The organism is Streptomyces sp. NPDC012466, assembly GCF_042955215.1.
GTDB lineage: Bacteria > Actinomycetota > Actinomycetes > Streptomycetales > Streptomycetaceae > Streptomyces.
Window position 1 is genome coordinate 165820 of the sequence record NZ_JBIBEQ010000008.1, and the last position, 25908, is coordinate 191727.

31 protein-coding genes and 1 pseudogene are annotated in these 25908 nt (G+C 69.9%); 20 read left to right on the plus strand and 12 right to left on the minus strand.

Annotated elements, in window-relative coordinates:
- Positions 1-516: 516 nt before the first annotated feature.
- Positions 517-894, minus strand: a complete 378-nt coding sequence (locus ACFY9E_RS28295) for an anti-sigma factor antagonist (RefSeq protein ID WP_390988660.1) — start codon at positions 892-894, stop codon at positions 517-519.
- 154 nt (positions 895-1048) lie between these two features.
- On the opposite strand from ACFY9E_RS28295, the gene ACFY9E_RS28300 reads away from it, so the two are divergent.
- Together ACFY9E_RS28300 and ACFY9E_RS28305 are read left to right on the plus strand one after the other, a co-directional pair.
- Complete coding sequence (locus ACFY9E_RS28300) at positions 1049-1528, plus strand: ATP-binding protein (RefSeq protein ID WP_390988661.1); 480 nt, start codon at positions 1049-1051, stop codon at positions 1526-1528.
- Between the two features lie 227 nt (positions 1529-1755).
- Entirely contained in the window at positions 1756-2274 is a 519-nt protein-coding gene (locus tag ACFY9E_RS28305) for a hypothetical protein (protein WP_390988663.1), read from the plus strand.
- A gap of 47 nt (positions 2275-2321) precedes the next feature.
- Here the strand turns inward: ACFY9E_RS28305 and ACFY9E_RS28310 are convergent, their stop codons facing one another.
- On the minus strand, positions 2322-3293 hold the full coding sequence (locus tag ACFY9E_RS28310) for a WYL domain-containing protein (RefSeq protein ID WP_390989163.1): 972 nt from the start codon (positions 3291-3293) through the stop codon (positions 2322-2324).
- Between the two features lie 111 nt (positions 3294-3404).
- Between ACFY9E_RS28310 and ACFY9E_RS28315 the strand changes: the two genes are divergently transcribed.
- Entirely contained in the window at positions 3405-3800 is a 396-nt protein-coding gene (locus tag ACFY9E_RS28315; RefSeq protein WP_390989165.1) for a Rid family hydrolase, read from the plus strand.
- Positions 3801-3914: 114 nt separating this feature from the next.
- On the opposite strand, the pseudogene ACFY9E_RS28320 reads toward ACFY9E_RS28315, so the two are convergent.
- The 3 genes and pseudogenes from ACFY9E_RS28320 to ACFY9E_RS28330 all read right to left on the minus strand — a co-directional run.
- A pseudogene (locus ACFY9E_RS28320) lies at positions 3915-4172 on the minus strand (hypothetical protein); the annotation flags it as partial.
- Between the two features lie 54 nt (positions 4173-4226).
- A complete protein-coding gene (locus ACFY9E_RS28325) occupies positions 4227-4367 on the minus strand; it encodes a hypothetical protein (RefSeq protein ID WP_390988665.1) in 141 nt (46 codons plus the stop codon).
- Positions 4368-4602: 235 nt separating this feature from the next.
- Entirely contained in the window at positions 4603-4857 is a 255-nt protein-coding gene (locus ACFY9E_RS28330) for a BlaI/MecI/CopY family transcriptional regulator (protein ID WP_390988666.1), read from the minus strand.
- Here ACFY9E_RS28330 and ACFY9E_RS28335 point away from each other — a divergent pair.
- A complete protein-coding gene (locus ACFY9E_RS28335; protein WP_390988668.1) occupies positions 4837-5580 on the plus strand; it encodes a pentapeptide repeat-containing protein in 744 nt (247 codons plus the stop codon). The two genes, ACFY9E_RS28330 and ACFY9E_RS28335, sit on opposite strands and share 21 nt — an antisense overlap.
- 211 nt (positions 5581-5791) lie before the next feature.
- Complete coding sequence (locus ACFY9E_RS28340) at positions 5792-6343, plus strand: DUF664 domain-containing protein (RefSeq protein WP_390988669.1); 552 nt, start codon at positions 5792-5794, stop codon at positions 6341-6343.
- A 7-nt stretch (positions 6344-6350) separates the two neighbouring features.
- Here the strand turns inward: ACFY9E_RS28340 and ACFY9E_RS28345 are convergent, their stop codons facing one another.
- A complete protein-coding gene (locus ACFY9E_RS28345) occupies positions 6351-7193 on the minus strand; it encodes a hypothetical protein (RefSeq protein WP_390989167.1) in 843 nt (280 codons plus the stop codon).
- Between the two features lie 219 nt (positions 7194-7412).
- The gene (locus ACFY9E_RS28350; RefSeq protein WP_390989169.1) at positions 7413-8411 is read right to left on the minus strand and encodes a phosphotransferase; all 999 of its coding nucleotides are present in this window, start codon (positions 8409-8411) and stop codon (positions 7413-7415) included.
- 297 nt (positions 8412-8708) lie between these two features.
- Here ACFY9E_RS28350 and ACFY9E_RS28355 point away from each other — a divergent pair, with 297 nt between their 5' ends.
- The 3 genes from ACFY9E_RS28355 to ACFY9E_RS28365 all read left to right on the plus strand — a co-directional run bounded on the left by ACFY9E_RS28355 (position 8709) and on the right by ACFY9E_RS28365 (position 10495).
- Positions 8709-9272 carry a dihydrofolate reductase family protein gene (locus ACFY9E_RS28355; RefSeq protein ID WP_390988671.1) on the plus strand — a complete coding sequence of 188 codons (564 nt, stop codon included), beginning with the start codon at positions 8709-8711 and terminating at the stop codon, positions 9270-9272.
- A gap of 238 nt (positions 9273-9510) precedes the next feature.
- On the plus strand, positions 9511-9807 hold the full coding sequence (locus ACFY9E_RS28360; protein WP_390988673.1) for an RlpA-like double-psi beta-barrel domain-containing protein: 297 nt from the start codon (positions 9511-9513) through the stop codon (positions 9805-9807).
- 280 nt (positions 9808-10087) lie between these two features.
- A complete protein-coding gene (locus ACFY9E_RS28365; RefSeq protein WP_390988675.1) occupies positions 10088-10495 on the plus strand; it encodes an ATP-binding protein in 408 nt (135 codons plus the stop codon).
- Positions 10496-10748: 253 nt separating this feature from the next.
- Here ACFY9E_RS28365 and ACFY9E_RS28370 read toward each other — a convergent pair whose 3' ends face one another.
- The 3 genes from ACFY9E_RS28370 to ACFY9E_RS28380 all read right to left on the minus strand — a co-directional run bounded on the left by ACFY9E_RS28370 (position 10749) and on the right by ACFY9E_RS28380 (position 12768).
- Positions 10749-11297, minus strand: a complete 549-nt coding sequence (locus tag ACFY9E_RS28370) for a phosphatase PAP2 family protein (RefSeq protein WP_390988676.1) — start codon at positions 11295-11297, stop codon at positions 10749-10751.
- 77 nt (positions 11298-11374) lie between these two features.
- Positions 11375-12436, minus strand: coding sequence for a YhjD/YihY/BrkB family envelope integrity protein (locus ACFY9E_RS28375; RefSeq protein ID WP_390988678.1), 1062 nt, complete (start codon positions 12434-12436; stop codon positions 11375-11377).
- A gap of 128 nt (positions 12437-12564) precedes the next feature.
- Entirely contained in the window at positions 12565-12768 is a 204-nt protein-coding gene (locus ACFY9E_RS28380) for a hypothetical protein (protein ID WP_390988680.1), read from the minus strand.
- A 164-nt stretch (positions 12769-12932) separates the two neighbouring features.
- Here ACFY9E_RS28380 and ACFY9E_RS28385 point away from each other — a divergent pair, with 164 nt between their 5' ends.
- Both ACFY9E_RS28385 and ACFY9E_RS28390 read left to right on the plus strand, forming a co-directional pair.
- The gene (locus ACFY9E_RS28385) at positions 12933-13922 is read left to right on the plus strand and encodes a CorA family divalent cation transporter (protein WP_390988682.1); all 990 of its coding nucleotides are present in this window, start codon (positions 12933-12935) and stop codon (positions 13920-13922) included.
- 334 nt (positions 13923-14256) lie between these two features.
- On the plus strand, positions 14257-15267 hold the full coding sequence (locus ACFY9E_RS28390; RefSeq protein ID WP_390988683.1) for a hypothetical protein: 1011 nt from the start codon (positions 14257-14259) through the stop codon (positions 15265-15267).
- Positions 15268-15854: 587 nt separating this feature from the next.
- On the opposite strand, the gene ACFY9E_RS28395 is transcribed toward ACFY9E_RS28390, so the two are convergent.
- Complete coding sequence (locus tag ACFY9E_RS28395; RefSeq protein ID WP_390988685.1) at positions 15855-16130, minus strand: LysR substrate-binding domain-containing protein; 276 nt, start codon at positions 16128-16130, stop codon at positions 15855-15857.
- Between ACFY9E_RS28395 and ACFY9E_RS28400 the strand changes: the two genes are divergently transcribed.
- The 10 genes from ACFY9E_RS28400 (at position 16121) to ACFY9E_RS28445 (ending at position 24757) form a co-directional block, all read left to right on the plus strand.
- Positions 16121-16582, plus strand: coding sequence for a DoxX family protein (locus ACFY9E_RS28400; RefSeq protein ID WP_390988687.1), 462 nt, complete (start codon positions 16121-16123; stop codon positions 16580-16582). The two genes, ACFY9E_RS28395 and ACFY9E_RS28400, sit on opposite strands and share 10 nt — an antisense overlap.
- Before the next feature lie 194 nt (positions 16583-16776).
- Complete coding sequence (locus tag ACFY9E_RS28405) at positions 16777-16947, plus strand: hypothetical protein (protein WP_031106884.1); 171 nt, start codon at positions 16777-16779, stop codon at positions 16945-16947.
- A gap of 458 nt (positions 16948-17405) precedes the next feature.
- On the plus strand, positions 17406-19064 hold the full coding sequence (locus tag ACFY9E_RS28410) for an FAD-dependent monooxygenase (protein WP_390989171.1): 1659 nt from the start codon (positions 17406-17408) through the stop codon (positions 19062-19064).
- Between the two features lie 386 nt (positions 19065-19450).
- Positions 19451-20608 carry a SchA/CurD-like domain-containing protein gene (locus ACFY9E_RS28415; RefSeq protein ID WP_390988688.1) on the plus strand — a complete coding sequence of 386 codons (1158 nt, stop codon included), beginning with the start codon at positions 19451-19453 and terminating at the stop codon, positions 20606-20608.
- Between the two features lie 69 nt (positions 20609-20677).
- Positions 20678-21121, plus strand: coding sequence for a cupin domain-containing protein (locus ACFY9E_RS28420; RefSeq protein ID WP_352116983.1), 444 nt, complete (start codon positions 20678-20680; stop codon positions 21119-21121).
- On the plus strand, positions 21118-22386 hold the full coding sequence (locus ACFY9E_RS28425) for a beta-ketoacyl-ACP synthase II (RefSeq protein ID WP_390988690.1): 1269 nt from the start codon (positions 21118-21120) through the stop codon (positions 22384-22386). Before ACFY9E_RS28420 ends, ACFY9E_RS28425 begins: the two co-directional genes overlap by 4 nt.
- Positions 22383-23636, plus strand: coding sequence for a beta-ketoacyl synthase N-terminal-like domain-containing protein (locus ACFY9E_RS28430; RefSeq protein ID WP_390988692.1), 1254 nt, complete (start codon positions 22383-22385; stop codon positions 23634-23636). Before ACFY9E_RS28425 ends, ACFY9E_RS28430 begins: the two co-directional genes overlap by 4 nt.
- Before the next feature lie 32 nt (positions 23637-23668).
- Positions 23669-23923 carry a phosphopantetheine-binding protein gene (locus ACFY9E_RS28435; protein ID WP_390988693.1) on the plus strand — a complete coding sequence of 85 codons (255 nt, stop codon included), beginning with the start codon at positions 23669-23671 and terminating at the stop codon, positions 23921-23923.
- A gap of 1 nt (position 23924) precedes the next feature.
- Positions 23925-24404: an SRPBCC family protein gene (locus ACFY9E_RS28440; protein ID WP_390988694.1), complete on the plus strand. Its 480-nt coding sequence runs from the start codon at positions 23925-23927 to the stop codon at positions 24402-24404.
- 20 nt (positions 24405-24424) lie between these two features.
- Positions 24425-24757, plus strand: a complete 333-nt coding sequence (locus tag ACFY9E_RS28445; RefSeq protein WP_352116988.1) for a TcmI family type II polyketide cyclase — start codon at positions 24425-24427, stop codon at positions 24755-24757.
- 112 nt (positions 24758-24869) lie between these two features.
- Here the strand turns inward: ACFY9E_RS28445 and ACFY9E_RS28450 are convergent, their stop codons facing one another.
- Positions 24870-25898 (minus strand): methyltransferase, encoded by a 1029-nt coding sequence (locus ACFY9E_RS28450; protein ID WP_390988696.1) that lies wholly within the window; start codon positions 25896-25898, stop codon positions 24870-24872.
- Between the last annotated feature and the right edge of the window lie 10 nt (positions 25899-25908).

Sequence of the window (25908 nt, forward strand, 5' to 3'; positions counted from 1 at the left end):
CCTCGGCGTGCACGGTGACCGTCGTCCCCTCCGAGCCGGTGATGGTGACCGGGACGCGCCCAGAACCGACCGTCGGCTCACCGCGCGTCCGGCATCGTCGTCCATGCGAACTCCTCGTGATCGCTAGGCATTTCGCGGCATCGTCACCCGGACAGGTCGGTCTCGGCTCGGCCAGGGTCCTGTCCGTCGAATGTTTCGGGAACCGGGCGAATCTTTTGAGGGAAGGGCAGCGGTGAGGGAGATGCAGGCGTTCACATAGGAAGACGGGTGACACGTGGTCGAACTGCCTGGGGAATGTAGAGCTGCTCGTTCGTCGGGGTCAAGATGCCCACGACGTGCTGTGATGCGGAGGACGCGAGGTGGAGGGCGGGACGGTGTCCGTGCGTCCGCGCGGGTGTGAAATTTCCCGGGGCCGGCGCACGCATACCGATCGGTGGCAGAAACATTGCGCTGCCGTAGTGACCGGCCACGCCCGATGTCATCCCGCCGTGAGATCGACTCGGGCCTTCGGCGGCCTCAGGTGCTGAGAGCCTCGTGGAGGGTTTCGCGGCAGTCGATGATGGTGTCGATGCCGACGATGTGCATCGTGCGCTTCACGGTTTCGCCGGCTGCGGTCAGACGCAGCCAGCCGCCGTCTTCGCTCAGGATGCGGTGGGCGGTGATGAGGATGTTGATGCCGGTGGAGTCCATGAAGGTGACACCGCTCATGTCGACCACGACGCGAGGGCACGCGGCGTCGGAGAAGTACAGAGCCTGCTGGAACCGGTTGCCGGTGTGGTGATCGATCTCTCCGCTGAGCGTCAGGACGCGGATGCCTTCCATGGTGGTGGAGACGACCGACAGCTGGCCCGACCGCTCAGCTGGTTCGAGGTTCGTCATATCTCCCTCAGCCATGTCGGTGATACTGGCAGACCGGAACTGTGTACCGGGCACTGCCCGCATCGTAGGGCCAACACCGCCGGGTGACGGAGCCGACGGCGGGCGCAATGGAGCGTCGACCGCGCTCGCCCGGGTACGCGGAGCGTGTGTACGGGGAGCGAAGGCAGCGATGAGGGAACCAGAGCCCTCGGGCCGTGAGGACGCGGCCCCGGACGGGCGTGCTTGGCAGACCAGTGTGGCCCTGGACGGGGCCGGTACGGACATCGCTCAGGCACGTCACCTGGCCGCGGACTTCCTGGCCAGGGGGCAGGCCGAACGAGGGCTGAAGGTCTCCCGGCGCGGCTTGGACCTCACCCAGCTCGTGGTCAGTGAGCTGGTGACCAACGTCTGCAAGTACGCACCCGGCCCGGCACTGATGAACCTGCGCATCGATGGTGATGTGGTCGAGGTGACCGTGTGGGACTCCGACCCCGTACTGCCGGTCGCGAAGGGTGCCGACGCCGGCCGGGTGGGCCAGCACGGCCTGGAGATCGTGAGGGCTGTCGCCCAGGGCTTCGAAGCCCGGCTGGAACGATTCGGCAAGAGCGTCACCGCCCGCATCGCCCTGACGGACGACCCCGCCGACACGCCCCGGGGCGACCGGCACTAGAGCTGCCTCATCCCCGGTCAGGGATGCGGCGGCCAGGAGTGTGGGCGTGGCCGTCCCCCTCAGTGGCGGTCGGTCCGAAACGGCCTCCCGCTCTGCGCCCGGGTTGCCGCTTTCGGCCTGTGGCCCGGGCATGCTGGTAGCCGTGACATGGGGACGGCACTCGCGCGTGCCGCGACGACCGAGCAGGGACGCACGACCGGCGGCCCGGGGCAGGTGAGGGGCATCAGGTGGCGGACCACGGGCGAGCGGACCAGCCCTCCGGCACGGAGGCCGGCGTACTGGCGGATCGTCTGAAGGAGCGCATCTACGCGACCATCACGATGATCGCCGTGGTGGTCGGTCTGTCGCTCGGTGACGTGGGTTCCCTCGGCGCTGTCGCCACGGTTCTGACGACCGCACTGGGCCTGTGGCTCGCGGCGCTCGTCGCCGACCAGCAGGCGCACCGCACCGTCCACCGCCACCTCGCCACCGGCCGTGAGCTTCGCCGCATGCTGTACGTCAGCAGCCCACTGCTCTCCTGCGCCGTGGGTCCGGCCGCGCTGATCGCCCTGGCGGCGCTGGACGTGCTGTCCTTGGACGCCGCGTTGCTGGCGGCGGCGGGCGTGGGCGTCGTCTCGCTGTTCCTGTGGGGCTGTGTGGGCGGGCTGCGCATGGGAGGCGGCGCCCTGGCGGCGGTGGCGGCCGGCCTCGTCGACGCGGCGATCGGTGTGGCGGTCGCCCTCGTGAAGGTGGCTGCCGGGCACTGAGGGGGCGCGGCCGAGACCGCAGGCGGCCCGCTGCGGCTGACCGGCTCTCAGGACGCGTCGTCGTACCGGGCGGCCATCGCGGCGGCGCGGTCGCGCAGCACGGTACGCAACGACGCCGGGGCCAGGGCCTCCGCGTCCGTGCTCAGCTGCCACAGCGCCCACTCGGCGTGTCGTAGATCTTGGAACGTCACTTCGAGCCGCAACCAGCCGTCCGGGCCGGGTTCCGTCGCGCGGACGGCCACCACGCTGCTGAGCAAGTCCTCGCGCCGCTTGGGATCCACCCGTATCAGCACGGTGATGTGGCCCTCGGACAGGAACCGCGCGCAGCGTTCCCGCCAGACCCGGTCCAGATCGACCCGGTCCGGTCGCTGTGCCGGTTCGGGGAGTTCCTCGGCGGCTGACACCCGCGACAGCCGATAGGTGCGGTCCGCGCCGGATCTCGTGGCCAGCAGGTAGCCACGGTCGCGTACGGTCACCAAGCCGATCGGTTCCACCGTGCGCCATCGCGGTGGCTGGCCGGTGGCCGCGTAGTGGAGGCGTAGCTTGTGCCCGGCGAGCACCGCCCGCCGAATTTCGATCATGACCGTGCCGGGCACCTCCTCGGTGACCGGCCGACGGGAGAGCAGGTCGGTTTCCGGCTCGACGAGAAAGCGCTGGGCCGCGTCGCTCGTGGTGGCTCGATGATTTTCGGGAAGCGCGTCAACCACCTTGCGCATGGCCGAAGCGAGCGCCGAGCCGAGGCCGAATGCCTGCTCGCCGCGCTGAGATCCGGCGGTCAGCAATGCAAGGGCCTCGTCGTGATTCAGCCCGGTGAGCTCGGTGCGGAAGCCGGGCAGCAAGGCGAACCCGCCGTGCCGGCCGCGCTCGGCGTAGACCGGTACACCGGCGGCGGACAGCGCCTCGATGTCGCGCAGCACGGTGCGGGTGGACACCTCGAGCTCGCGGGCGAGGGCGCCCGCGGTCAGCCGGCCGCGCTGACGCAGCAGCAGCACCAGCGAGACCAGCCGATCGGCGCGCATGCGGGAACCGTATCGAATACATGACGAAGGGTGTCGTGCTTTGTTGGAAGGCTGCTGGACACGGACGTCGACGACGACGGCAACCCGATGCTTCGAGGAGCTGATGTGGCAGTGGAACGCACGGCAGTCAACCCGGTGACGTGGTCGGTGGAGAGGGGATTCAACCAGGGTGAGATCGTCTCCGGGCACACCCGGACCCTGTACTGCTCCGGACAGACCGCGATGAGCGGCGACGGCAAGCCGGAGCACGAGGGGGACATGGCCGCGCAGTTGGCGCTGAGCCTCGCCAATCTGGAGGCCGTGCTCGGCGAGGCCGGCCTGTCCCTCGCGAACCTGGTCCGGCTCAACGTCTACACCACCGACGTCGACCTGCTGTTTCCCCACTACGGCGTACTGGCGGGGCGATTGGCCGCGGCCGGGGTGGCGCCCACCACGACGATGCTCGGGGTGACACGGCTGGCGATCCCCGGCCAGATGGTCGAGCTGGATGGAACCGCCGTGGCCTGAGGTGACCTGGCGGCCCGACGACGGGGGGCATGGCCGGAGGCGAAGGGCCAGCCCCTCGACATAGCTGCGGTGCACGGCCGTCAGGTCGACCTGCTCGGGGTCCAGGAGCCACTGCGGATGTGCTCCCTCGATGAACGCCGCCGTCTCCGCGGCCAGAAGCGCCGGGTCCGTCCCGGCACGCGCTGAACCGTCGGCCCTGGCACGGGTGAAGAGGGAGACCAGGTGGATGCGCAGCGCCCGGCCGCGCTCACGGAACCAGGTGTGCGGCGCGGAACCGCCCTGACCCCGTGTTCCCGCCCACGCACGCCGAAGCCACCGCCGCCGCCATCCCCGATGCCCGCCTGACCATGGAGGAGGGGGCGCCCGGGGCACTTGACGGCAGGGTCTTGCGGTCGGGGAACGGGCAGCGCCGGGGCAGTCGAGCAATCACCGTTCCGTCTCCGCATCGCAGGCGTCGAGGAGCTTCCCAGCAGCCTCGGCGATCTCGGGATCCACGGAGCCGGTCAGCCCCTGGACGATCCGGCGGCCGGCCAACACGGCCTCATGTGCGTCGATTTCCCACTGCACCTGGCGGATGTAGTTGTCGGCGTACTTGGGAAGAGCCGCTGCTGCGCAGTGACTTCACTGGTTGGGTTCACCCCACGGGACACGTTGAAGGCCCTTCAAGACGGTTCCCACACCGCTCACCCGCTGCGCATGCGTGAGAGATGCCTGGCCGGCCCATGACGCATGGGCACTGACCAGGTTCGTCGGTGGCGCAGCGGCAGCTACCGAGGTGAGCTGCCGCGTTCGGCGTCAGCGGTCAGTGGTCCGCGACCTCGGTCTGCGCCTGCGTCTCGGGAGCAAGGGCCGGCTCGGAGGCCGGCGCACTGTAGAAGACTGACCTGCCCTGCTTGGTGCGCTCGGCCTGGCTCTTGGCCACGAGTCCCTCGAGCGTGACGCGTACGACCTTGGCGGCGATGTCGCGCTTGGGGTGTGCCTTGCCGAGCGCCGTGGAGATCTCCGCGGCGGATCGGGGTTCCTTCTGGTCGGTGAGGTGTCGCCGAATGAGCTCCACGAGGGTGGGCTGGGCCGCCTTCGCAGCGCCCGTCTTGGCGGTGCCCGCCTTCGCAGCGCCCGTCTTCGCGGTGCCCGTCTTCGCGGTGCCCGTCTTCGCGGTGCCCGCCTTCGCAGCGCCCGTCTTCGCGGTGCCCGCCTCCTCGACCGGGGACTTCTTGGCGGCGCTCTTGCGCGGCGCGGCGGTGGAGGTACGTGCCTTGGCCTTCCCGCCGGATGCGGCACCGGCCTTCTTGCTCCGTGGAGAAGGAACCTCGGCCCTCTGAGGCTCGGCGGCAGGCTCGGCCTGGGTCTCTGCGATGCCGAGTGCCTTCTGCACGTTCACCAGTACGCTGTGGTCGCGCTGCAGCGCGGCGAGTTGCTCCTGCAGAGCGGCGATCTCCGCACCGATGCGTTCCTGCTCCTTGACGTTCGTCTCAAGGTCGCCGGTCACCTGGTTGATGTACTGCGATGCCAGTTCAGTGGCGGGAACTGTTGTCTCGGGCATGGGGGTGAACCTTTCCTGGGCGTGTGGCCGTGCCGCGATGATGCCTGCTCTGGGGCAGGAGTCTCGTCGGCCGGCAGCGACGCCGCATGTGCCGCAAGATGCCTTGGTGTAGTGATGGTACGGACAACACGAGCCGGATGTTCCCGTCGAGTGATGTTCCTTTGCTCGGCACGATCCTCGGGGCTGCCATGTGCGGCGTCCAACGGGTCCGTTGTCGATGGGAGTTGTCTCATGTGACCGAGGCGGGAGGTGCCCGAAGATTTCATGAGACAACTGCGCACCGTTCGAAAGGGTGGTGGGACAGCCTGACGATCACCGGTCGACTCCCTGCCACGCGGGCAAGTGCGCGGCGCCGATCCGAGGCGATGGGTGGCGGCTTCACCGTGCGGTACGCGACCGTGGCAGTCACGCCGCGCGAACAGCGCGCGGCGCGAACGGAAGGACGGACATGAGCGGTCCCACCAGAAGAGCCGAACTGTGGAACGGCGCCGACAGCGCTCGCCGGTTCAGCGGCCCCACGACCGGCGACGAACGGCGCATGCTCATCGATGTCCTGAGTGCCCAGCGCGCCACGCTTCAGTTGAAGTGCGCCGGGCTGGAATCGGAGTTGTCCCTGAGGTCCGTGGAACCTTCCACGCTCTCGCTTCTCGGACTGGTCCGGCATCTCGCGGATGTGGAACGCCGCTGGTTCCGGCGGGTTCTGGCCGCGCAGGAGGCGCCGGCCCTCTTCTCCTCGGCCGCAGACCCCGATGGAGACTTCGACGGCGCCACGGACGACCCCGGCGTGGTCGCGGCGGCATGGAAGACGTGGCGGACCGAGGTGGCCTTCGCCGAACGGTTCGCCGCCGAGGCCCCCGACCTGGACGTCGAGGGTCAGGACTCCTGGCGCGGGACGGTGTCGTTGCGGTGGGTGCTCATTCACATGATCGAGGAGTACGCCCGCCACAACGGCCACGCCGACCTCCTCCGCGAACGCATCGACGGGGCCGCCGGCGTATGAGACCGGCTCAGGTACCGGCTGAGGCGCTCAGGAACCGGTGAAGGGAACTCGTCATGCTGGTGACGAAGGCGTCGCGGGTCCGGTCGTCGACAAGGTCCAGGGACAGGTACGGATTGAGGTCTTCCAGCTCGACCAGGAGGAGGCCGCCCTCCTGGGTACGGCAGGCGTCCACGCGCTGAATGCCGTGATCGAGGGTGTTCCAGTCGATGAACCGGCGGGCGAAGCCGAGGTCGGCGTCCGTGGCCTCGTAGGGCTCAAGGGCCCAGCGCCGGTCGGGGTCGGGGGCGTGGAGGGCGTACTGGAAGGCGTCGTCGACGTAGTAGAACGACACTTCGTAGCGGAAATCGATGCGGGGCTGGACCAGGATGCCGTCATGGATGACGCCGCCCAGCCGGTCCCTGGGGACAAAGGTCAGGCCGATGGAGTCGGCGCCTGCCTTGGGCTTGACCGCGTACTGGTCGGTCTCGGGCAGCATGCCGTGGTCTTCGGGCCTGTCGACGGTGGGAATGACCGGGTATCCCTCAGCCGTCAGGTCCAGCAGATACTGCTTGCCGGCCATGTCGGCCCGGCCGGACAGGGGGTTGTAGACCCTCGTGCCGCGCGCTGCGGCCTGGTTCCGGAAGGCGTCGTACGCCTCCTGGTAATGGAGCACGGGGCCGCTGTTGCGGACCACGACCGCGTCGAAGGCGTCCATGAGAGCGGCGGCATCCAGCGGGTGGCACAACGCGATGTCGAAGTCGTCCCGCAACCGCGACGACAGGAAGATGTCCTCGTCGCAGTAGCGCCGCCCCTGGGCCCGGTAGGCGAGGTCGGTCACGAACAGGACGCTGGGGCGGCCGGGCACGGGCATCTCCTGGGTCGGTGGCACATCTGCTTCCGCGGCCGAGCACCCATCCGCGCCGGGCCCGCCCGCCCCAACCTACGACCTGCCGCTCACCGTAGTAGGAAGGGCCCTCCACACCGAGCGCGACGAGGGGAGACGGCACACCCGGGCACGAGCCCACGGGACCGGGCACTCACCCGCGCCGATGCCGCGAAACCCGGCATACGAGGGTTCGGCACTGCGCCCTCACCCCGACCCCTCGACCCGAACCACCGAGACCAGCGCCAGAGCCTGGTTCAAGTGGTGCTCGGCGATTCCCCGCAAGAAGGCCCGGTGGGGGAAGTCGCCCTCGAGCAGCCGGAGCGGCCCGGCCGTCAGGGACAGCCGCTGGGTGAGCGTGTAGAGCGCGAGCCGGTTCTCGTCGAGGCCCTCGACGGCCAGCCGCCGGTAGTGGTCCTCGGAGTGGCGGAGCCGCAGGAAGGCGTGCTCCCACTCGGCGTCGAAGTACATCAGATCCTCGATGTCGATCAGGACGGGGTTGCCGTCCCGGTCCACCAGCACGTGGTCCAGCCCCAGCTCGCCGTGGACGACCGAGTACTCGGCACGCGGCCGGACTGATGCGGTGAGTTCTCGCAGCCGCTCCTCCAGCCGGTCGCGGGCGTCCGCGATCCTCCGGTCACGCGAAGCCGCCTGTGCCAGGCACACCATCGCGAAGTCGAACGCGGCTTCCTCGCACGACACCGCCCGCGACTCCCCGCCTCCGTCGATGAGAGCGACCTTCCCGAAGGAGGGCGCCCGATGGCGTCGCATCGCTGCCAGGGCATCGGCGAGATGTGCCATCGTCGGCTTCGCCGCGCGCGGGTCGCGGTCGAGCAGGTCCATCAGGTCTTCGCCCGGGAAGTCCTCCACAAGGGCCAGGTCAGCCGGGCAGTGGGTGTGGTCGCGGTCGACCAGATGGACTTCGGGAACCCGCAGGCCCAGCGCGTCCAGCCGCGCATGGGCAGCCTCGAACAGGTCGAGCCCGGCACCGGGCGAGAACGGGTTCGCGAGGTCACCGTCCCCCTCGCCGGTCGGCCAGTAGTTCTCCGACTCCTCCCACAGATAGGCGATAGCCGTCGCGGCGTCGTCCATGGTCAGGCGGTACACACCCTTCCTGGTGCCGCCCGCCAGCCGCTCGACCGACTCCAGCCGCCGCCCGCCCCCCAGCGCGGCCCGCGCCGCCCCGGCCAACTGGTCTCGCGTCACTTTCCGGGGTGCCACGTCTGCGACCCGCCTTTCCAGTCCGGCAACCGGGGCACCATAGCGCCCAGTTACCGGCTGCGCCGCCAACGCACCCGTACTGCCCGGCGCGGACCGCTGACCGGGCGGATATCGGTCAGGGACCACCGGCGGCCGGTGGTCGCGGGCGCAGACGACTCGGAGCCGCGGCAGCCGGGAATGCGCCGCATCGGGTGGTTGGCGAGAGGAGATCCCGCGCGTCGGGGTGGCTCTCGCGGGGTCCGGTGGTCCTACTGTCGCATCCGTTACCGAGGAGGACTGCTGATGCGCAGCGTGACCTATTCGATGAACGTCTCGCTGGACGGCTACATCGTCGGGCCGGACGGCGACTTCGACTGGACGACGCCGGACGACGGCGTCTTCCGCTTCTGGATCGACGAGATCCGGGACGTCGGCGTCCACCTGTTGGGGCGACGGCTGTACGAGACGATGCTGTACTGGGAGACCGCCGATCAGGATCCCTCGCTCGACGACTCCAAGCTCGAGTGGGCCGCGCTCTGGAAGCCGCTCCCGAAGGTGGTGTTCTCCACCACGTTGTCGGCGGTGCAGGGCAATGCCCGTCTGGCTTCCGGCGGTCTGGCGGAGGAGATCGAGCGGTTGCGGGCCGAACCGGGAGAGGGCGACATCGCGATCGGGGGCGCGACCCTCGCCGCCGAGGCGGCCGCACTGGATCTGATCGACGAGTACCGGACCGTGGTCCTCCCGGTGCTGGTGGGCGGTGGCATTCCGTTCTTCCCCCGGCACGGGCGCCGGGTGGATCTCGAACTCGCCGAGACCCGCACCCTCAGTCCGAAGGTGGTCCACCTCCGGTACCGCGTGGTGCGGTAGCACGGGTCCTCAAGACACCGGCCGGCTCGTTCCGACTGATGCCGCACGGAGGGCGCCGAGGACTTGGCGCCCCGTTCGGCCTATGCGTTCTTGGCGCGTTGTGGCCGTGACCTGTAGCTGTACCGGCATGAATCACAGATCAGTCAGGCGACTCGGGGTTGTCGCCGGTGTGGTGGCGCTCCTCCTGGGTTGTGCTGGACCAGGCAACGCCGCGGCGTATGGATCGGCTCGTCCGGCCGTGTCCGCACGGGACACCTATAGCGGTCAGGCCACGTACTACGACGTCGGCCTCGGCGCCTGCGGCACTTTCCACCAGAACACCGACTTCGTCGCGGCCCTCAACATGGCGCAGTACAGCTCGGACCTGTGCGGCAGAAAGATCCGTGTGACCGGCCCGGACGGCCAGGTGGACGTCATCGTCGCGGACAGCTGTCCGGGCTGTGGGCACGGCGACCTCGATCTGTCACCGGCAGCGTTCCAGAAGATCGCTCCCCTCAGCGCGGGGAGGATCGCCGTGACGTGGACCTTCCTCTGACAACCGACAGGCGGCCGGCACGGCCCCTTCACCGTAACGGGGCCGTACGCGACCGTGCACCGGCTCTCAGGGACGGTAGCCGGCGTCGTGCGCGACCGGCGCCGCTCTCGGCCGGATGCAACCCATGTCACCGCTGTGCACACCATCCGTGCGGCATGCGGGGCGGATCAGGGGGTACTGGCACGTCAAGCGGGGAGTGAGGGCGAGGCCAGTGGCATGTGCTGTTGATGGTGACGGATGTACAACGCCGGAAGGGCATCTGACGCGCGTCGGTATCGCCTTGGGCGGTGACGACGGCTGTATCGCGGACGCCCGCCAGCACGCCGTCGCCTTCCTCGACCAAGCCGGTGACGACTATGGACTGCTGGTGCCGGCGCGCGCGATGGATCTCACCCAACTGGTGGTCAGCGAACTGGTCACCAACTCCTGCAAGTACGCCTCCGGCCCGGTCCTCGTGGAGTTCGGTCTCTCCGTGCGAGCGGTGGAAGTCGTCGTGCGGGACAGCGACCCCACGGTGCCTGCGGCCCGAGCCGCGGACCCCGGCCGGATCGGCGGCCACGGGCTGGAGATCGTCGAAGCGGTGACCGACGGCCTGTCCATCGATCGGGAGGCCGTCGGCAAGCGCATCACGGCCCGCATCGCTCTGGCCGAACCCGAGGCCGTTTTTCCTGGAGGCTCGCCGCTGTAGAGGGTCATGCCCCTCGAAGGTCCAATGCAGGACGCGTGCAGGCGCTTCTGCGACGACCTCCTGCCGTCGTCGCTTCCCGCCCCCCCGGGGGTCTGAGGCTGCGGTGAGGGCGCTGCCCGGAGGCGGCACGGCCCTCCAGGACGGTGGCGAGGCCGGTCCCCGAAGGCGGCACGGCCCTCCAGGACGGCGGCGAGGGACACATCCCGTTCGCGCTCGTCTCGGGCCGGGCCGCCTCCTGCCATGGCGGAGCGGATTACCGCCAGTGACGCAGAAGCAGCGCCGGAGCATGTCGCGTGAGCCAGGCGCCGGCCAGACCGATCGCCGCGCCGGCGGCGACGTCGGTGGGGTAGTGGGCCCCCGACTGCACCCGCTCGACGGCCACCATGGCGGCCGGAACGGCGCACATCGCGCCCGCGATCGGCCAGATGGGAGCGACGGCGGCGGTGAAGGCGACTGCGGCCGCGGTGTGCCCGGAAGGGAACGAGGAGGAGTCGGGGCGGTCGGCGACCTCGTCGTGCGGGATCCACTCCGCAGGCGGCCTGGGGCGGTCGGCGAGCTGCTTGCACAGGCCGTTCGACACCAGCTGCGCCACGACCATGGCCCCCAGCCCGGCTGCCGCTGCCCTGCGGCCCCGCCATCCCCCCAGCCAGGCCATGGCCGCGGCGGCCCCGCACCAGAGCTTCGTGCTCTCCGCGCACTCTTCGACCGCGGACAGCGCCTTGGCGACGCTCGGTGGGGTGCGGGAAGCCGCCCGCTGCGTCAGAACCCGATCAGCCTCGAACAAACTCGTCAGCGACGTCATGAACTGCGGTTATCCCGAACGCTGCGAGGTAAAGCAGCCAGACCTTCCGAACCTGTCCGGCATCCGCTGGGCGACGGTCATGTCTCGTCCAGCCGGCGCAGATCCCTCTCGGTCCACTTCCTGGTGTCGCGCGGCTGGGTGTAGGGCTCCTCGTCCGGGCGCAGACCCCCGGCGATCGCCCGCTGCCGGACGATCTCCGCGTCGAATTCCAGGCCGAGGAGAATCGCCAGATTGCTGATCCACAGCCAGACGAGAAAGACGATGACACCGGCCATGGTGCCGTACGTCTTGTTGTACGAGGCGAAGTTGGCGACGTAGAAGGCGAAGGCGCCGGACGCGATCATCCAGATGACCAGGGCGAGGAAGCTGCCCGGCGTGATCCACCTGAACCCCTTCACCCTGGCGTTCGGGCTGGCCCAGTACAACAGCGCGATCATGATCGTGACCAGGACCACCAGGACGGGCCATTTGGCGATCGACCACGCCGCCAGCGCGGTGTCGCCGATCCCGAGGGCCGTGCCGACCTGGCGGGCCAGGGCGCCGGTGAAGACGACGATCAGAGCGCTGACGACGGCGATCACCATCAGCACGACCGTCAGCCCCACCCGGACAGGAAGGATCTTCCACACCGGGCGGCCCTCCGGCATGTCGTAGACACGGTTGGCCGCGCGGATGAAGGCGGCCACGTATCCGGAAGCCGACCACACCGCCAGGACGATGCCGACGATGGCCATGATCGACCCGATACCCGCGTTGCCCTGCAACTGGGTGACGGCGCCGGTGATGATGTCGCGCGCGGAGCCGGGAGTGAACTGCTTGAGATTGTCCAGCACCGCGTCCGTGGCGGACTTGCCGGTGAGCCCGAGCAGCGACACCAGGACCAGCAGCGCGGGGAACATCGACAACAGGCCGTAGTAGGTCAGCGCCGCAGCCCGGTCGGACAGCTCGTCGTCCTTGAACTCACGCAGGCTGCCTTTCAGCACCGCCGCCCACGCCGTCTTCGGCAGCTTCGTGGGCTTGTCCGGGGCGCGCCGCTCCACCGCGGGCCCGGGACCCACTTCCTCAGGCGGAGGGATCTCGCGTTCGGGTGCGTCGTCGCTGCCGTAGTGCTCTTTCCGCCTGGGAAGATGCGGCTTCATGCCCGCCGAGTACCCGCGGGCGACGGCTCAATCGGATGCCGGTGCGGCTGGGGGACAGAGGACGCATGCCTTCAGGACGCACCTCATGCCGTGAGGGGCGCCCCGGGCCGTCCAGTCCTGTGGCTGCGTCAGGCTGCCTCGTCGCGTCGTGCGGAATGCCTGGCCGGACTCCGCTCGGTACGGGACGGACCGGCGCTGTGCACCAGTCGAAGGTGACGCTTACGCGCGTGACGGGCCGCCGACGGGCGGGCCGACAGGCGGTCCTCGACACGATCCATGACATACAGCAGCACACCCAGAGCCGGCAGCAGCAGCACGGCGACAGTGATCACAGCCCAGTTCCCTCCGGTCGGTGACACCCGGGTTCCCGCCCAGGCTCCGTCGGCAGCGGACAAACGTGAAGGTCTGGTGACCGCATGGTGCAGGTGGCGCGTGGCCCCTGAGCTCTGTGTGCCGCCCGCGCATGGAACGCGGCAGCGGAAGCATCCGAGGGGGCATGGAGTGCGCGATCTACCGAGAGCAGACGGGCGAGTGCGAAACGATCGAGTGCCGGCCGAAGGGCGAAGGATGCCAGGTCGTCCTCGACCGCCTGGCCGTGCTGAAGCCGGACGAGTTCGCCTGGATCAGGATGGACGAACCTGACCAGGACGAGCTGCAACGGCTGGGCGAGCACCTGGACCTGCATCCCCTGGCGATCGAGGATGCCGTCCAAGCGCACCAGCGACCCAAGCAGGAGCGCTACGGCGACGTACTGGCAGTCGCCGTGAGGACACTGTGGTTCGTCGAGCAGACCGCAGATGTGGAAACCGGCGAGGTGATGATCTTCCTCGGGCCGTCCTTCGCCCTGACCGTCCGGCACGGTGAGGCCGACCCGACCGTGGAGGCTGCCGACCGGCTGGCAGACGCACCGCAGATGGCGCGGCTCGGACCGGTGAGCGTCCTGCACGCGGTCACCGACGTGATCGTCGACGCCTACGCACAGGCGGCGGCACAGGTCCGCTCGGACCTCACCGACCTGGAACGGTGCGTGTTCTCGCCCGCCCGCGACGACCTGACGGAGCAGATCTACTCACTCAAGCGGGAGGTGGTGGAGTTCCGCGACGCCGTCCAGCCCCTGGTGCCCGTGGTGCACGACTTCACCACACCGCGGGACACCTGGCCGCGGCAGATGGTGCCGTACTTCCGCGACGTCGCGGACCACCTCACCCGCACCGACACCGAGGTTCGCGCCTTGGACGACCTGCTCGGCTCCGTCCTGGACGCCCATCTGGCGAAGGTGAGCACCTGGCAGAACGACGACATGCGCCGCATCAGCGCGTGGGCGGCCATCCTGGCCGTCCCCACTCTGGTCGCAGGGGTCTACGGCATGAACTTCGCCGACATGCCTGAGCTGGACTGGCGCTACGGCTATCCGTGCGCGCTGGCCGTGATGGCCCTCGGGGCCGGACTGCTGTACCGGGCCTTCCGCCGCAACGGCTGGCTGTGACACGCGACCCTCTCCGCACGCCACGGGCCGGTGGAGTTCGGCGCACCGGCACGCCGGCGGCAGCGCCGCCGGCGGCCCCTCCGCCGTGGCGAACGAAGGTCGATATCTCGTCGGCCCGACCCGCCTGACCTCGAAGTCCTCGAACAAGGGCCGAACCTCCCATTCGCGCCGACTTGTTGTCGGCAGCACAACCCTGTGGGTGTGTGGTGAGTCTTCTGACCGATCACGTTGTGATCGGAGCCACGAGGAGACCATCATCAACCCCATACGCAAGACCCTGACCGCCACCGCAGTCGTCGGTGCTGTTCTCGCGGGCGCGGCCGCCTGCGGAACGGTGGAGCAACTGTCCGCCGGCAAGAAGCTCGACCGGGCCTTCGACAAGCTCGGCAAGAAGAACACACTCTCCTTCGAGCTCGATCTGGACACCGATGTCGCGTCCCTGAAGGCCCTGGACGCCAAGTCCGACCCCGCGCCCGGAGAGGAGATCCCGGACGAGGTCGCCGAGCTGCTCAGCGGCGCGAAGATCACTGTGACGGTGCAGTCGAAGAAGCCGCTCGACGAGTCCGGTGAGAAGGACCTCGTCGGCACGGCCATGAAGGTCAGCACCCCGGATGGCGACCTCGCCGAGTACCGGGTGATCGGCGACTCCGCCTACATCCGCGCCGACCTGGACGCCATGGGCAAGGTGATGGGCAGCCCCCTGCCGGACGCCGACGACCTGCCCCCGGAGGCCGGGGCGCTGAAGGACGTCATCGAGGGCAAGTGGGTGCAGTTCAGCACCAAGGAGATGAACGAGGCCGTCGCCGAGGACCAAGAGGCCGAAGGCGGTCCCGCGCCCGCGCCGTCCCTCGATGCCGCAACGCAGAAGAAGCTCGTGAAGGCGCTCCGCGAGGTCGTCGCCCGTGATGTGAAGTTCAAGACGGCCGGCGGCAGTGACGGCACCGAGCACGTCACCGCCACGGCCCCCTTCCGTACGCTGATCACCGACCTGTTCGGCGAGATCCGCCCGCTGGTGAAGGACCTGCCGCCGGGCATGGGCCTGCCGACGGACAAGGACCTGAAGGAAGCCCCCGACGCCAAGGTGACGGCGGACTTCACGCTCAAGAACGGCGAGCTGTCCCAAGTGGACGTGGACCTCGCCAAGTTGGCCGAGAGCGCCAAGGTCAAGAAACTGGGTCTGACCGTGCGGCTGCGCGAGGGCGCCAAGCCCACCGCTCCGGCCGGTGCCACGAAGCTGGATCTGAACGAGCTCATGAACGGCTTCTTCGGGGCGCCGGTGTTGAACGACGCCGAGTTCGGTGAGAGCGGTCCCCGTGACGAGGACTTCCCGATGGACGAGATCTGATCGAGCAGAGCGCGGGTTTCCGCTGCTCGCCCGAGAGGTGAGGACGGAGCGGACCCGTGAGGCGAGGACTCCTGCCGGGCCGACTGCCTGGCAGGAGTCCTCGCCGCGTTTCGGTGTCGTCGCCGCAGGCACTTCTCTGGAGGTCAGCCGGGTCACCTCCGTCGGCGGGGCCGCTTCCCCAGCTGAACAGCAGGCACCCTGGGCCACGCCAACGGTCAGAGCTGCGACAACAGCCCCCGGGCCGACGGTGACGATGATGCAGGTGGGCGCGTGCGGGAGGGGCGTCCTCCTGTCCGTCGGCCTCGAAGCCGCCGACGACCTGACCGCCGACCTCGCCCAAGCACTCGACGCACGCTGACCCACCCCGAGCACCGGCCCGAGCGCTTCCACCCGGCGCCGGGCCGGTGCAACGGCCGCCCCCTCCTGCCGAGACCGGCCAGGCCCTCCCCGCCGGTCCCGCACCGCTGACCGCGCTCCGGGAATGGGACATGACCAGCCCGCGCCCACCAGCACGACGTTCCCCATCCCGACCCCGCCCAGGCCCGGTCCCGGATCCTGCGCACAGGTCACAGGTCACAGGTCACAGGTCACAGGGAGACGGGCCCGAGGTCGACGACGTGGTTGTCGGCGAGGTCCTCCCGGGACGCGGTCATGCGCTCGGCCAGCGGATGGTTCGCCGCCACGGCCAGCACACGGCTTCCGGTCAGCACGGTGGGGCCGACCGTGAGGTCCGGTTCGGCAACGGGCAGCCAGAGCACGTGCGCGTCGTGCTCTCCGGTGCGCAGGGCGGTGAACGGGTCGCTGCCGTTGACCTCGCCGAACTGGACATCGCTGCCGGGGTAGCGGGTGCCCAATGCGTCCACGAGGGGACGTAGTTTGTGTCCGGCATGGCCGAACACACCCAGCCGCACAGACCTCTACCTTCCACCCGGATCAGGAGTACCTCGCGGACCTCGCGTCGTGGATCACGGCTGGGCTGCTGGCCGCCGTCGCCCTGGCCGGCGGCATCACCAAGATGTTCATCCCCAAGGAGAAGCCGGCCGCGCAGCATGGCGGCGAGTGGACCGCACATGCCGGCGTCGGCTTCGTCAAGGCTCTCGGGGTCCTTGAGTCGCTCGCCGCGGTGGGGCTGATCCTGTCCGCCGCCCTCGGCACCGCACCGGTCATGGTGCCGGTGACCGCCCTGTGCTGGATCCTTCTGATGGTCGGCGCCATGGTCGCCCATGGCCGCCTTGGCCAGTACAAGCTCGTCATGGTGAACGTGGTCTGTCTCGGGCTCGCGGCCTTCCTCACCGGGGGACACCTCGCCGCCTGAGCACGGCGCGAGCGATCGGTGGACCTCTTCCCCACTCGCTGACGGCAGCAGCCCCTGGCGACGCCGGCGACCGTGAAGTGAACGCCGATAAAAGGAATGGGGACCAGTTCCCGCGAAGGGAGTGAAGAAACCAGGAAGATCGGTCGTGTTTTCTTCGAATCGCCGGGCACAAGGTGCGACGGAGGTTGATAACTATGGTTCCCCTGCTTCTCGTTCTGCTTCTGGCCCTGATCCTCTTCGGCGCGGGATTCGCGCTGAAGGCACTGTGGTGGATCGCCGTCATCGTGCTGGTCGTCTGGCTGCTGGGCTTCGTGCTGCGCAGCGCGGACACAGGCGGCCGCAAGGGCCGCTGGTATCGCTGGTAACCCACCACACCGCTGTCGGCCTGTGGGCCCCGGGATCACCCGGGGCCCACAGGCATGTCTCGTCCCACCTCATGGCAGGGCCCGGTGAAGCAGCGGAACCCGTGTCTGCGACGACACCGTCCGCAGGCGTTGCAGAGGCGCCCCGAAGGGGCGGGCTCCTTCGGCTGTCCGCACGGCGCGGTCGGCGAATACCACCCGTTCCTGTGGCTGCTGGTTGCGGCCGGCCGTCGTGGTGCACGCCGACGGAGGGACGGCGTCGGTGTGCGGCACGGGTCGCTTCGACGACAGTGTCGGGGTCCGTGGGTTGGTCATGTCCCACAGCCGCAGCGCCCGGTCGCCGCCCGCGCCGCGACCCAGGCGGGTGAAGCCTGAGCCACCGTCACCTTCGCGGGGCATGCATGAGGATCTCCGCCGTATCCGGCTGGGTCGGCGGCATCGATGCGCTGGAGGCGAGAGTGATGAACGAACGAGCCGGACGGACGGGCCCCCACACCATCAGCGTCCCGGTCCTCATCGTGGGCGGCTCCCTGGTCGGCCTGTCGACCTCGCTGTTCCTCGGACGGCTGGGAGTACCGCACGTGCTGGTGGAGCGCCACGCAGGCACCTCCATCCACCCGCGAGGCCGAGGCAACAACGTCCGCACGATGGAACTGTTCCGGGTGGCGGGAGTCGAGAAGGCGATCCAGGAGGCGGCCGCCACCCTGGCCGTCAACCACGGCATTCTGCAGACGCCCACCCTGGTCGGCGACGCGGGCGAGTGGCTGTTCAGGGACATCGACCCGGGTGGTGGCCTGGCCCGCTTCAGCCCGAGCGCCTGGTGCCTGTGCAGCCAGAACGACCTCGAACCGGTCCTGCTCGACCATGCCCGCAAGCACGGGGGTGACCTGCGGTTCTCCACGGAGCTGATGTCGTTCGACAGTGACCGAGCCGGTGTGACCGCGGTGGTCAAGAGCCGGGAGACGGGTGAGCACACCACCATCCGTGCGGACTACCTCGTCGCCGCGGACGGCCCGCGCAGCCCCGTGCGCGAGCAACTCGGTATCGGGCAGAGCGGACCCGGCGACCTGTTCCACAACGTCAGCCTCACGTTCCGCTCCCGCCGTCTCGCCGATGTCGTGGGCGACCGTCACTTCATCGTCTGCTACCTGACGAATCCGGAGGCCGACGGCGCCCTGCTGCCGGTGGACAACCGCGAGAACTGGGTCTTCCACGCCCCCTGGCACCCTGAGCGCGGGCAGGCCTTGGAGGAATTCACCGACGAGCGGTGCGTCGAGCACATCCGCCGGGCGGTCGGGGTCGCCGACCTCGATGTGGAGATCACCGGCAGGGCCCCCTGGCACGCCGCTCAGCGGGTCGCCCGCAGCTATCGGTCGGGACGGGTGTTCCTGGCCGGTGACTCGGCCCATGAGATGTCCCCCACCGGGGCCTTCGGTTCCAACACCGGTATCCAGGACGCCCACAACCTCGCCTGGAAGCTGGCCGCGGTGCTCGACGGCTGGGCGGGGGAGGAACTGCTGGACACCTACGACGCCGAGCGCCGTCCCGTCGCCGAGGCCACCAGCGCGCGGGCCGCGGCCCGGTCCGCCGAGCACAGCCACCCCGGGTTCGCAGCGCCCCCCGCAGCGGGCGGCGGTGGCCCTCAGAAGGGCATCCTCAACGTCGCCCTCGGCTACCGCTACCCGCAGGGTGCCGTCGTCGGCGCCGACCCCGAAGTCCCGGTGGTGCCGGAGCGCCTCGACCTGACCGGCGGCCCCGGCAGCCGGGCCCCCCACCTGTGGGTACGCCGAGGGGACGAACGGATCTCGACGCTCGACCTCTACGAGCGCTCCCTCGTGCTGCTCAGTGACGCCACTGAGCCGAACGAGTGGCACGAGGCCGCCCTGCGCCTCGCCGACAAGCTGTCCCTCCCGCTCAGGTCGTACCGGGTGGGCACCGGAGCTCAGGCCGACCTGGTGCCGGAGGACGCCGCCGACTGGGCGGACCGCCACGGCACGGGTCCCGGGGGCGCCGTACTCGTCCGGCCCGACGGGTTCGTCGTGTGGCGGTCGCAGGGGCCGGACGCGGATGCCGAGGCGGTGCTGCACGAGGTTCTGCGGACCGCACTGGCAGTCGCCTGATCACCCCAGGCATCTGATCGCACGGCCGGGGCCGGCTGCGGCGAGATCGGGTCCCGGTCAGGGCGAGTCGACGGGCGGGATGCCGGCTGCCCCGACCGGGACAGAAGACCAGCGATGCCGTCTCCCGAGATCGGTGTGTGACGAAACCACCGGGACGCGGACAGGTGCTCGTCACCTGTGCGGGGGAGTGCGACCGGCAGTCCGAGGACCGCGCGGATCACCCGCTCCGTCTGGGCACTTCTCGCTCCGGCCGCCCCCGTTCCGTCACTCACCTACTTCATCCGAGTCGCGCGATGTGCGGGGACGGCAACAAGATCGAGGAACGCTGACGTCGCACCACTGCGACCGGCGCTCACTTTCCCCTCCGCGAAGGAGATGTGCGCAGGATGACCACCACGTCCGAACAGGTGGCAGGTTCGCGGGCGCGTCAGGCGTCGCACCATGTCTCCCAGTCCGTGTTCGACGGTTCCCGGCTCCGAGTCGTCCTCCTGGTCGACGTCCACGACGGAGCCCAGCAGGAGTTCCTCGAGGCCTACGAACAGTTGTGCAATCAGGTCGCGTCCGTCCCCGGTCACGTCAGCGACCAGCTGTGCCAGTCGATCGAGAACCCCTCCCAGTGGCTCATCACCAGTGAGTGGGAGAGTGCCCCGCCGTTCCTCGCCTGGGTCAACAGCGAGGAACACGTGCGGATGGTGGAGCCGCTGCACAGCTGTGTGCGCGACACCCGGTCGTTGCGCTTCCACGTCGTCCGCGAGACCGGCGGCCCCGCGGCGGACGCCGACCAGGCGGACCGCCGGCTCCAGACCGCCCCCAGGATCGGCGACGGGGTGATCCGGCACGCGCTCACCTTCACCGTCAAGCCGGGCAGCGAGGAGATCGTCGCCAAGATCCTCGCCGACTACGAGTCGCCCGAGCCGAGGGTCGACGACACCACCCGGCTGTGCCGCACCTCGCTGTTCATGCACGGCAACCGGGTGGTGCGGGCCGTCGAGGTCCGGGGCGACCTGCTGGCCGCGCTGCGTCACGTCGCCCGGCAGCCCGAGGTGCGGGCCGTCGAGGAGGCCATCAATCCCCATCTCGAGCAGGACCGGGACCTCAACGACCCCGAGTCGGCCCGGGTCTTCTTCACCAGGGCCGCGCTGCCGGCCGTCCACCATGTGACAGCGGGAGAGCAGAACCCGCAGGCCGAGCGGTACGCCCTGTACTACCCGGCGCGGCCGGAGCGCGGAATGCAGTTGGCCGAACTCCTGGCCCGTCGTGACGAGACGGCGGCGGACGACCCGCGCAGCCCGGTGCTGCGCAGCACGATCTTCCAGCGTGACGACGTCGTCGTACGGCTGATCGACGTACGCGGCCGACTCCAGGACGCCGACCCCGGCCTCCTCCTCGGACTGTCCGACTCGGCACAGGTGGCCGAGCTGACGACGCTCCTGGAGGACGCCGCGGGCATGGACGCGCCCGTGTCGAAGGGCGGCGACCTCGACCGCCTCCTCGAACTGGCGCGCATGGATCTCGTCACCGACCGCCGGTCGCCCGACGCCTGACTCGTCATCCAGCGGGAGGGGCGCTGCCTGCCTCTCCCGCGTCGGTGCAGCACCCCAACGGAGGAACGCGTGATCACATCTCGTCCCAACATCGTGAGCCTGAGCGACGTCGAGCCCAACCGCCGGCGAGGCGGTGACCTGCGCGCCATGCTCACTCCGGCCGCGGTGGGAGCCACCAGTGGATTCATGGGCGTGGCCCTCATCGAACCCGGTGACCGCATCGGTGAGCACTACCACCCGTACTCCGAGGAGTTCGTGTACGTGGTGTGCGGACAGCTCGAGGTGGACCTGGACGGGGAGCCGCATCCCCTCCAGCCCGAGCAGGGGTTGCTGATTCCCGTCAACATGCGCCACCGCTTCCGCAACGTCGGCAAGGTGGAGGCCCGGCTGGTCTTCCACCTCGGCCCCCTGGCCCCGAGCCCGCCGCTGGGCCACGTCGACACCGAGGAGACGGAAGCCGAGGCCGCGGTGGTGGGAGCGGAGGCGGCCGAGCGACGTCAGGTCCGGTCATGACGAGGCGGGTGGTGGTCACCGGCATAGGCATCGTCGCTCCCGGCGGTATAGGCGTGCCGGCCTTCTGGGACCTCCTGTCGGCCGGGCGCACGGCGACACGGGCCATCACGTTCTTCGACCCGTCAGGGCTGCGTTCGCGGATCGCCGCCGAGTGCGACTTCGACCCCGTGGCCCACGGCCTGGATGTGCGGGACGTGGAACGGTGCGACCGCTACATCCAGTTCGCCCTGGTCGCGGGGGACGAAGCGGTGCGGGACGCAGGTCTCGACCTCGGCGCCGAGGACCCGTGGCGTGTCGGCGTCTCGCTGGGCACCGCGGTCGGCGGCACGACCCGGCTGGAGAACGACTACGTCCTGGTCAGCCACGGCGGGCAGCGCTGGGACGTGGACCATCGGGAAGCGGGCCCGCACCTGCAGCGCGCGTTCACACCCAGCACCCTCGCCTCCACCGTGGCGGAGCGGTTCGGAGCGCGTGGCCCGGTGCAGACCGTCTCCACGGGCTGCACGTCCGGGCTCGACGCGGTCGGGTACGCCTTCCACACCGTGGAGGAGGGCCGGGCCGACGTCTGCATCGCCGGCGCCTCGGACTCGCCGATCTCCCCGATCACCATGGCCTGCTTCGACGCGATCAAAGCCACCTCCTCGAACAACGACGACCCGGCGCACGCCTCGCGTCCCTTCGACGCCGACCGCGACGGGTTCGTCATGGGCGAGGGCGGCGCGGTGCTCGTCCTGGAGGAGCTCGAGCACGCCAGGGCCCGCGGCGCCCATGTGTACTGCGAGCTCGGCGGCTACGCCACGTTCGGCAACGCCTACCACATGACCGGCCTCACCAGCGAGGGCCTGGAGATGGCCCGCGCCATCGAGGACGCCCTCGACCACGCACGACTCGACCCCACCGCGATCGACTACGTCAACGCGCACGGGTCGGGCACCAAGCAGAACGACCGCCATGAGACGGCCGCGGTGAAGCGGGTGCTGGGCCTGCACGCCTACGAGACGCCCATGAGTTCCATCAAGTCGATGGTGGGCCACTCCCTGGGCGCCATCGGAGCGATCGAACTCGTCGCCTGTGTGCTGGCCCTGACCCACCAGGTGGTACCGCCGACCGCGAACTACCAGACACCCGACCCCGAGTGCGACCTGGACTACGTCCCGCGCGTCGCCCGCGAGCGCAAGCTCGACAGCGTGCTCTCGGTGGGCAGCGGATTCGGCGGCTTCCAGTCCGCGGTGGTCATGAACCGGCCGAGGGAGAAGACACGATGAGCGAACCTCGCCCAGGGCGCGCGGTGGTCACGGGAATCGGTGTGATCGCGCCCAACGGAGCCAGTACCGAGACCTTCTGGAAGTCCACCAGGGAAGGCATCAACGTCCTGGACCGGGTCACGCGGGAGGGCTGCGAGCATCTGCCGCTGCGGGTCGCGGGCCAGGTGCGCGACTTCGATCCGTCGGCAGCGATCGAGGAACGCTTCCTGGTCCAGACCGACCGGTTCACACACTTCGCGATGGGTGCGGCCGACCTCGCGCTGGACGATGCCCAGCTCCACCGGTCCGAGACCGACGGCGCTCCGTACTCCGTCGGCGTGGTCACCGCGGCCGGCTCCGGCGGCGGTGAGTTCGGGCAGCGTGAGCTCCAGCAGTTGTGGGGCAAGGGCAGCCGCTTCGTCGGCCCCTACCAGTCCATCGCCTGGTTCTACGCCGCCAGCACGGGCCAGATCTCCATCCGCCGCGGCTTCAAGGGCCCCTGCTCGGTCGTCGCCGCCGACGAGGCCGGCGGCCTGGACGCCCTCGCCCACGCGGCGCGCGCCGTGCGGCGCGGCACCGATGTGATCGTGGCCGGGGCGACCGAGGCACCGATCGCGCCCTACTCGGTCGTCTGCCAACTCGGCTACGAGGAACTCAGCACGCTCGACGACCCGGCCTGCGCCTACCGCCCGTTCACGTCCGCGGCCTGCGGGTTCGTGCCCGCGGAGGGCGGAGCCATGGTCGTGGTGGAGGCGCAGAGCATGGCCCGGGAACGGGGCGCGCGGGTGCGGGCCCACCTGGCCGGGCACGCCGCGACCTTCACGGGCGCCTCCCGCTGGGAGGAGTCCAGGGAAGGGCTCGCCCAGGCCGTCCGGGGAGCTCTCGCGGAGGCCGACTGCGCCCCCGAGGAGATCGACGTGGTCTTCGCCGACGCCCTCGGCGTGCCGGAGGCGGACCGTGCCGAGGCCCTGGCCATCGCCGATGCGCTCGGGGCCCATGGCACCCGTGTACCCGTCACGGCGCCGAAGACCGGGATCGGCCGGGGCTACTGCGCGGCGCCGCTGATGGACACCGCGGCGGCGGTGCTGTCGATGGAGCACGGCCTGATCCCGCCCACCCCCAACGTCTTCGACATCTGCCACGACCTCGACCTCGTGACCGGCCGGGCCCGTACCGCCGAGGTACGCACGGCGCTGGTGCTGAGCCGCGGACTCATGGGGTCGAACTCGGCGCTGGTGCTGCGGCACGGCGCCACCGACGCCTCGTCGTGAGGCGCCGCGGAACAACGAAGGAAGGGAATGGCATGACGGACCGCATCACTGTGGAAGAGCTGGCCGAACTCATGAAGAAGTGCGCCGGTGCCAACGTCACCCCGGAGGAACTCCGCCGCGACGGGGCGGCCTTCGAATCCATGGGTGTCGACTCACTGGGCCTGCTGGGCATCGTGGGCGAGCTGGAGAACCGGTACGGCACGCCGATGCCCACCGACGCCGAACGCTCCAAGACGCCCCGGCAGTTCCTCGACCTCGTCAACAGTGCGCTTATGGCAGGAGCATGAGATGGCCGGACACACACAGAACGAGATCACCATCGCGGCACCCGTGGACCTGGTCTGGGACGTGACCAACGACCTGGAGAACTGGCCGCAGCTGTTCAGCGAGTACGCCTCCGTCGAGATCCTCTCCCGGGAGGGCCGCAGGACGACCTTCCGGCTGACGATGCACCCGGACGAGAACGGCACCGTGTGGAGCTGGGTCTCCGAGCGTGAGCCGGACCGCGAGACACTCACCGTCAAGGCCCGCCGGGTCGAGACGGGTCCCTTCGCCCACATGGACATCCACTGGCGGTACGAGGAGGTACCGGCCGGCACGCGCATGGTCTGGACGCAGGACTTCGCGATGAAGCCGGATGCGCCGGTCGACGACGAGTGGATGACGGACAACATCAACCGGAACTCCAAGGTGCAGATGGGCCTGATCCGCGACCGTATCGAGAAGATCGCCGCCGAGCGCGGTGCGAGCCCCGGTCTGACCGACTGAGCCGGACGGAGAACAGCCCCATGCACCAAGCTCTGATCGTCGCCCGGATGGCACCGGGATCGGCGCCCGACATCGCCAAGGTGTTCGAGGAGTCCGACCGCGGGGAACTGCCGCACCTCGTCGGCGTGACCCGGCGCAGTCTCTTCCAGTTCGGCGATGTGTACATGCACCTGATCGAGTCCGAGCGCGAGCCCGGGCCCGCCATCGCCAGGATCACCGGGCATCCCGAGTTCCGGGACGTCAGCGAGCGGCTGTCCGCGTACGTCAGCGCGTACGACCCCGACACCTGGCGTTCCCCGAAGGACGCCATGGCACAGCGCTTCTACCTCTGGGAGCGCGAGCCGGCCGGCTGACCACCGCCGGCACTCGACGGCCGCCGGGTCCGCAGCGTCGCGGACCCGGCGGCCGTCGCTCTGCCCGCATCGGGAGCCCCGGGATCACCGGGTCCCGCGGGACGCGGTCCGATCAGCCGGGGATGTGGCAGTCGAACGCGTGCAGATACGGGTTCACCGGGCTGATGTCGTCGATGACCAGGCCCGCCTCGGTGAGCCGGTCCACCATGCTCTGGGTCGTGTGCTTCGCCCCGCCGACGTTGAGGAGCAGCAGCAGGTCCATCGCGGTGCTGAACCGCATCGAGGGCGAGTCGTCGACGAGGTTCTCGATGACCACCACCCGCGTCCCGGGGCCGCCGGCCTCGCGGACGTTGCGCAGGGTGCGGGCTGTGCTCTCGTCGTCCCACTCCAGGATGTTCTTGATGACGTAGACGTCGGCCTTCACCGGGACGGCCGTCCGGACGTCGCCGGGGACCACGTGCGCACGGTCCGCGAGGTCGCCGCCCGCGCGCAGTCGCGGCACGGCGTTCTCCACCACCCGGGGGAGGTCGAGCAGCGTCCCGTGCATGTCCGGGTACTTGTCCAGCAGGCTCGCCACCACGTGCCCCTGGCCGCCGCCGATGTCGGCGACCGACGCGTACCCCGTCAGGTCGAGGAATTCCGCGACGTCGCGAGCCGACTGCACGCTGGAGGTCGTCATGGCGCGGTTGAAGACGTCGGCCGACTCAGGGGCGTCCTCGTTCAGGTAGGGGAAGAACTCCTTGCCGTACAGGTCCTCCACCACGTTGCGGCCGGTGCGCACCGCCTCGTCCAGCTTCGGCCAGACGTCCCAGGTCCACGGCTCGGTGCACCACAGCGAGATGGCGCGCAGGCTGTTGGGGTCGTCCTCGCGCAGCAGCCGGGAGACGTCCGTGTGCGCGAACGTCCCGTCCGGGCGTTCGGTGAACACGCCGTAACAGGACAGGGCCCGCAGGAGCCGTCGCAACGGGCCGGGTTCGGTCTTCACCGTGGCCGCGATGTCCTCCACGGCCATCGGACTGTCACCGAGGGCGTCGGCGACGCCCAGCCGGGCGGCCGCGCGGAGGGCGGCGGCACAGGCCGCCCCGAACGCGAGCTCCCGCAGCCGCATGGACGGCGGAGGAGCGGGCTGAGTGGTCGTCATGTGCCGCCTT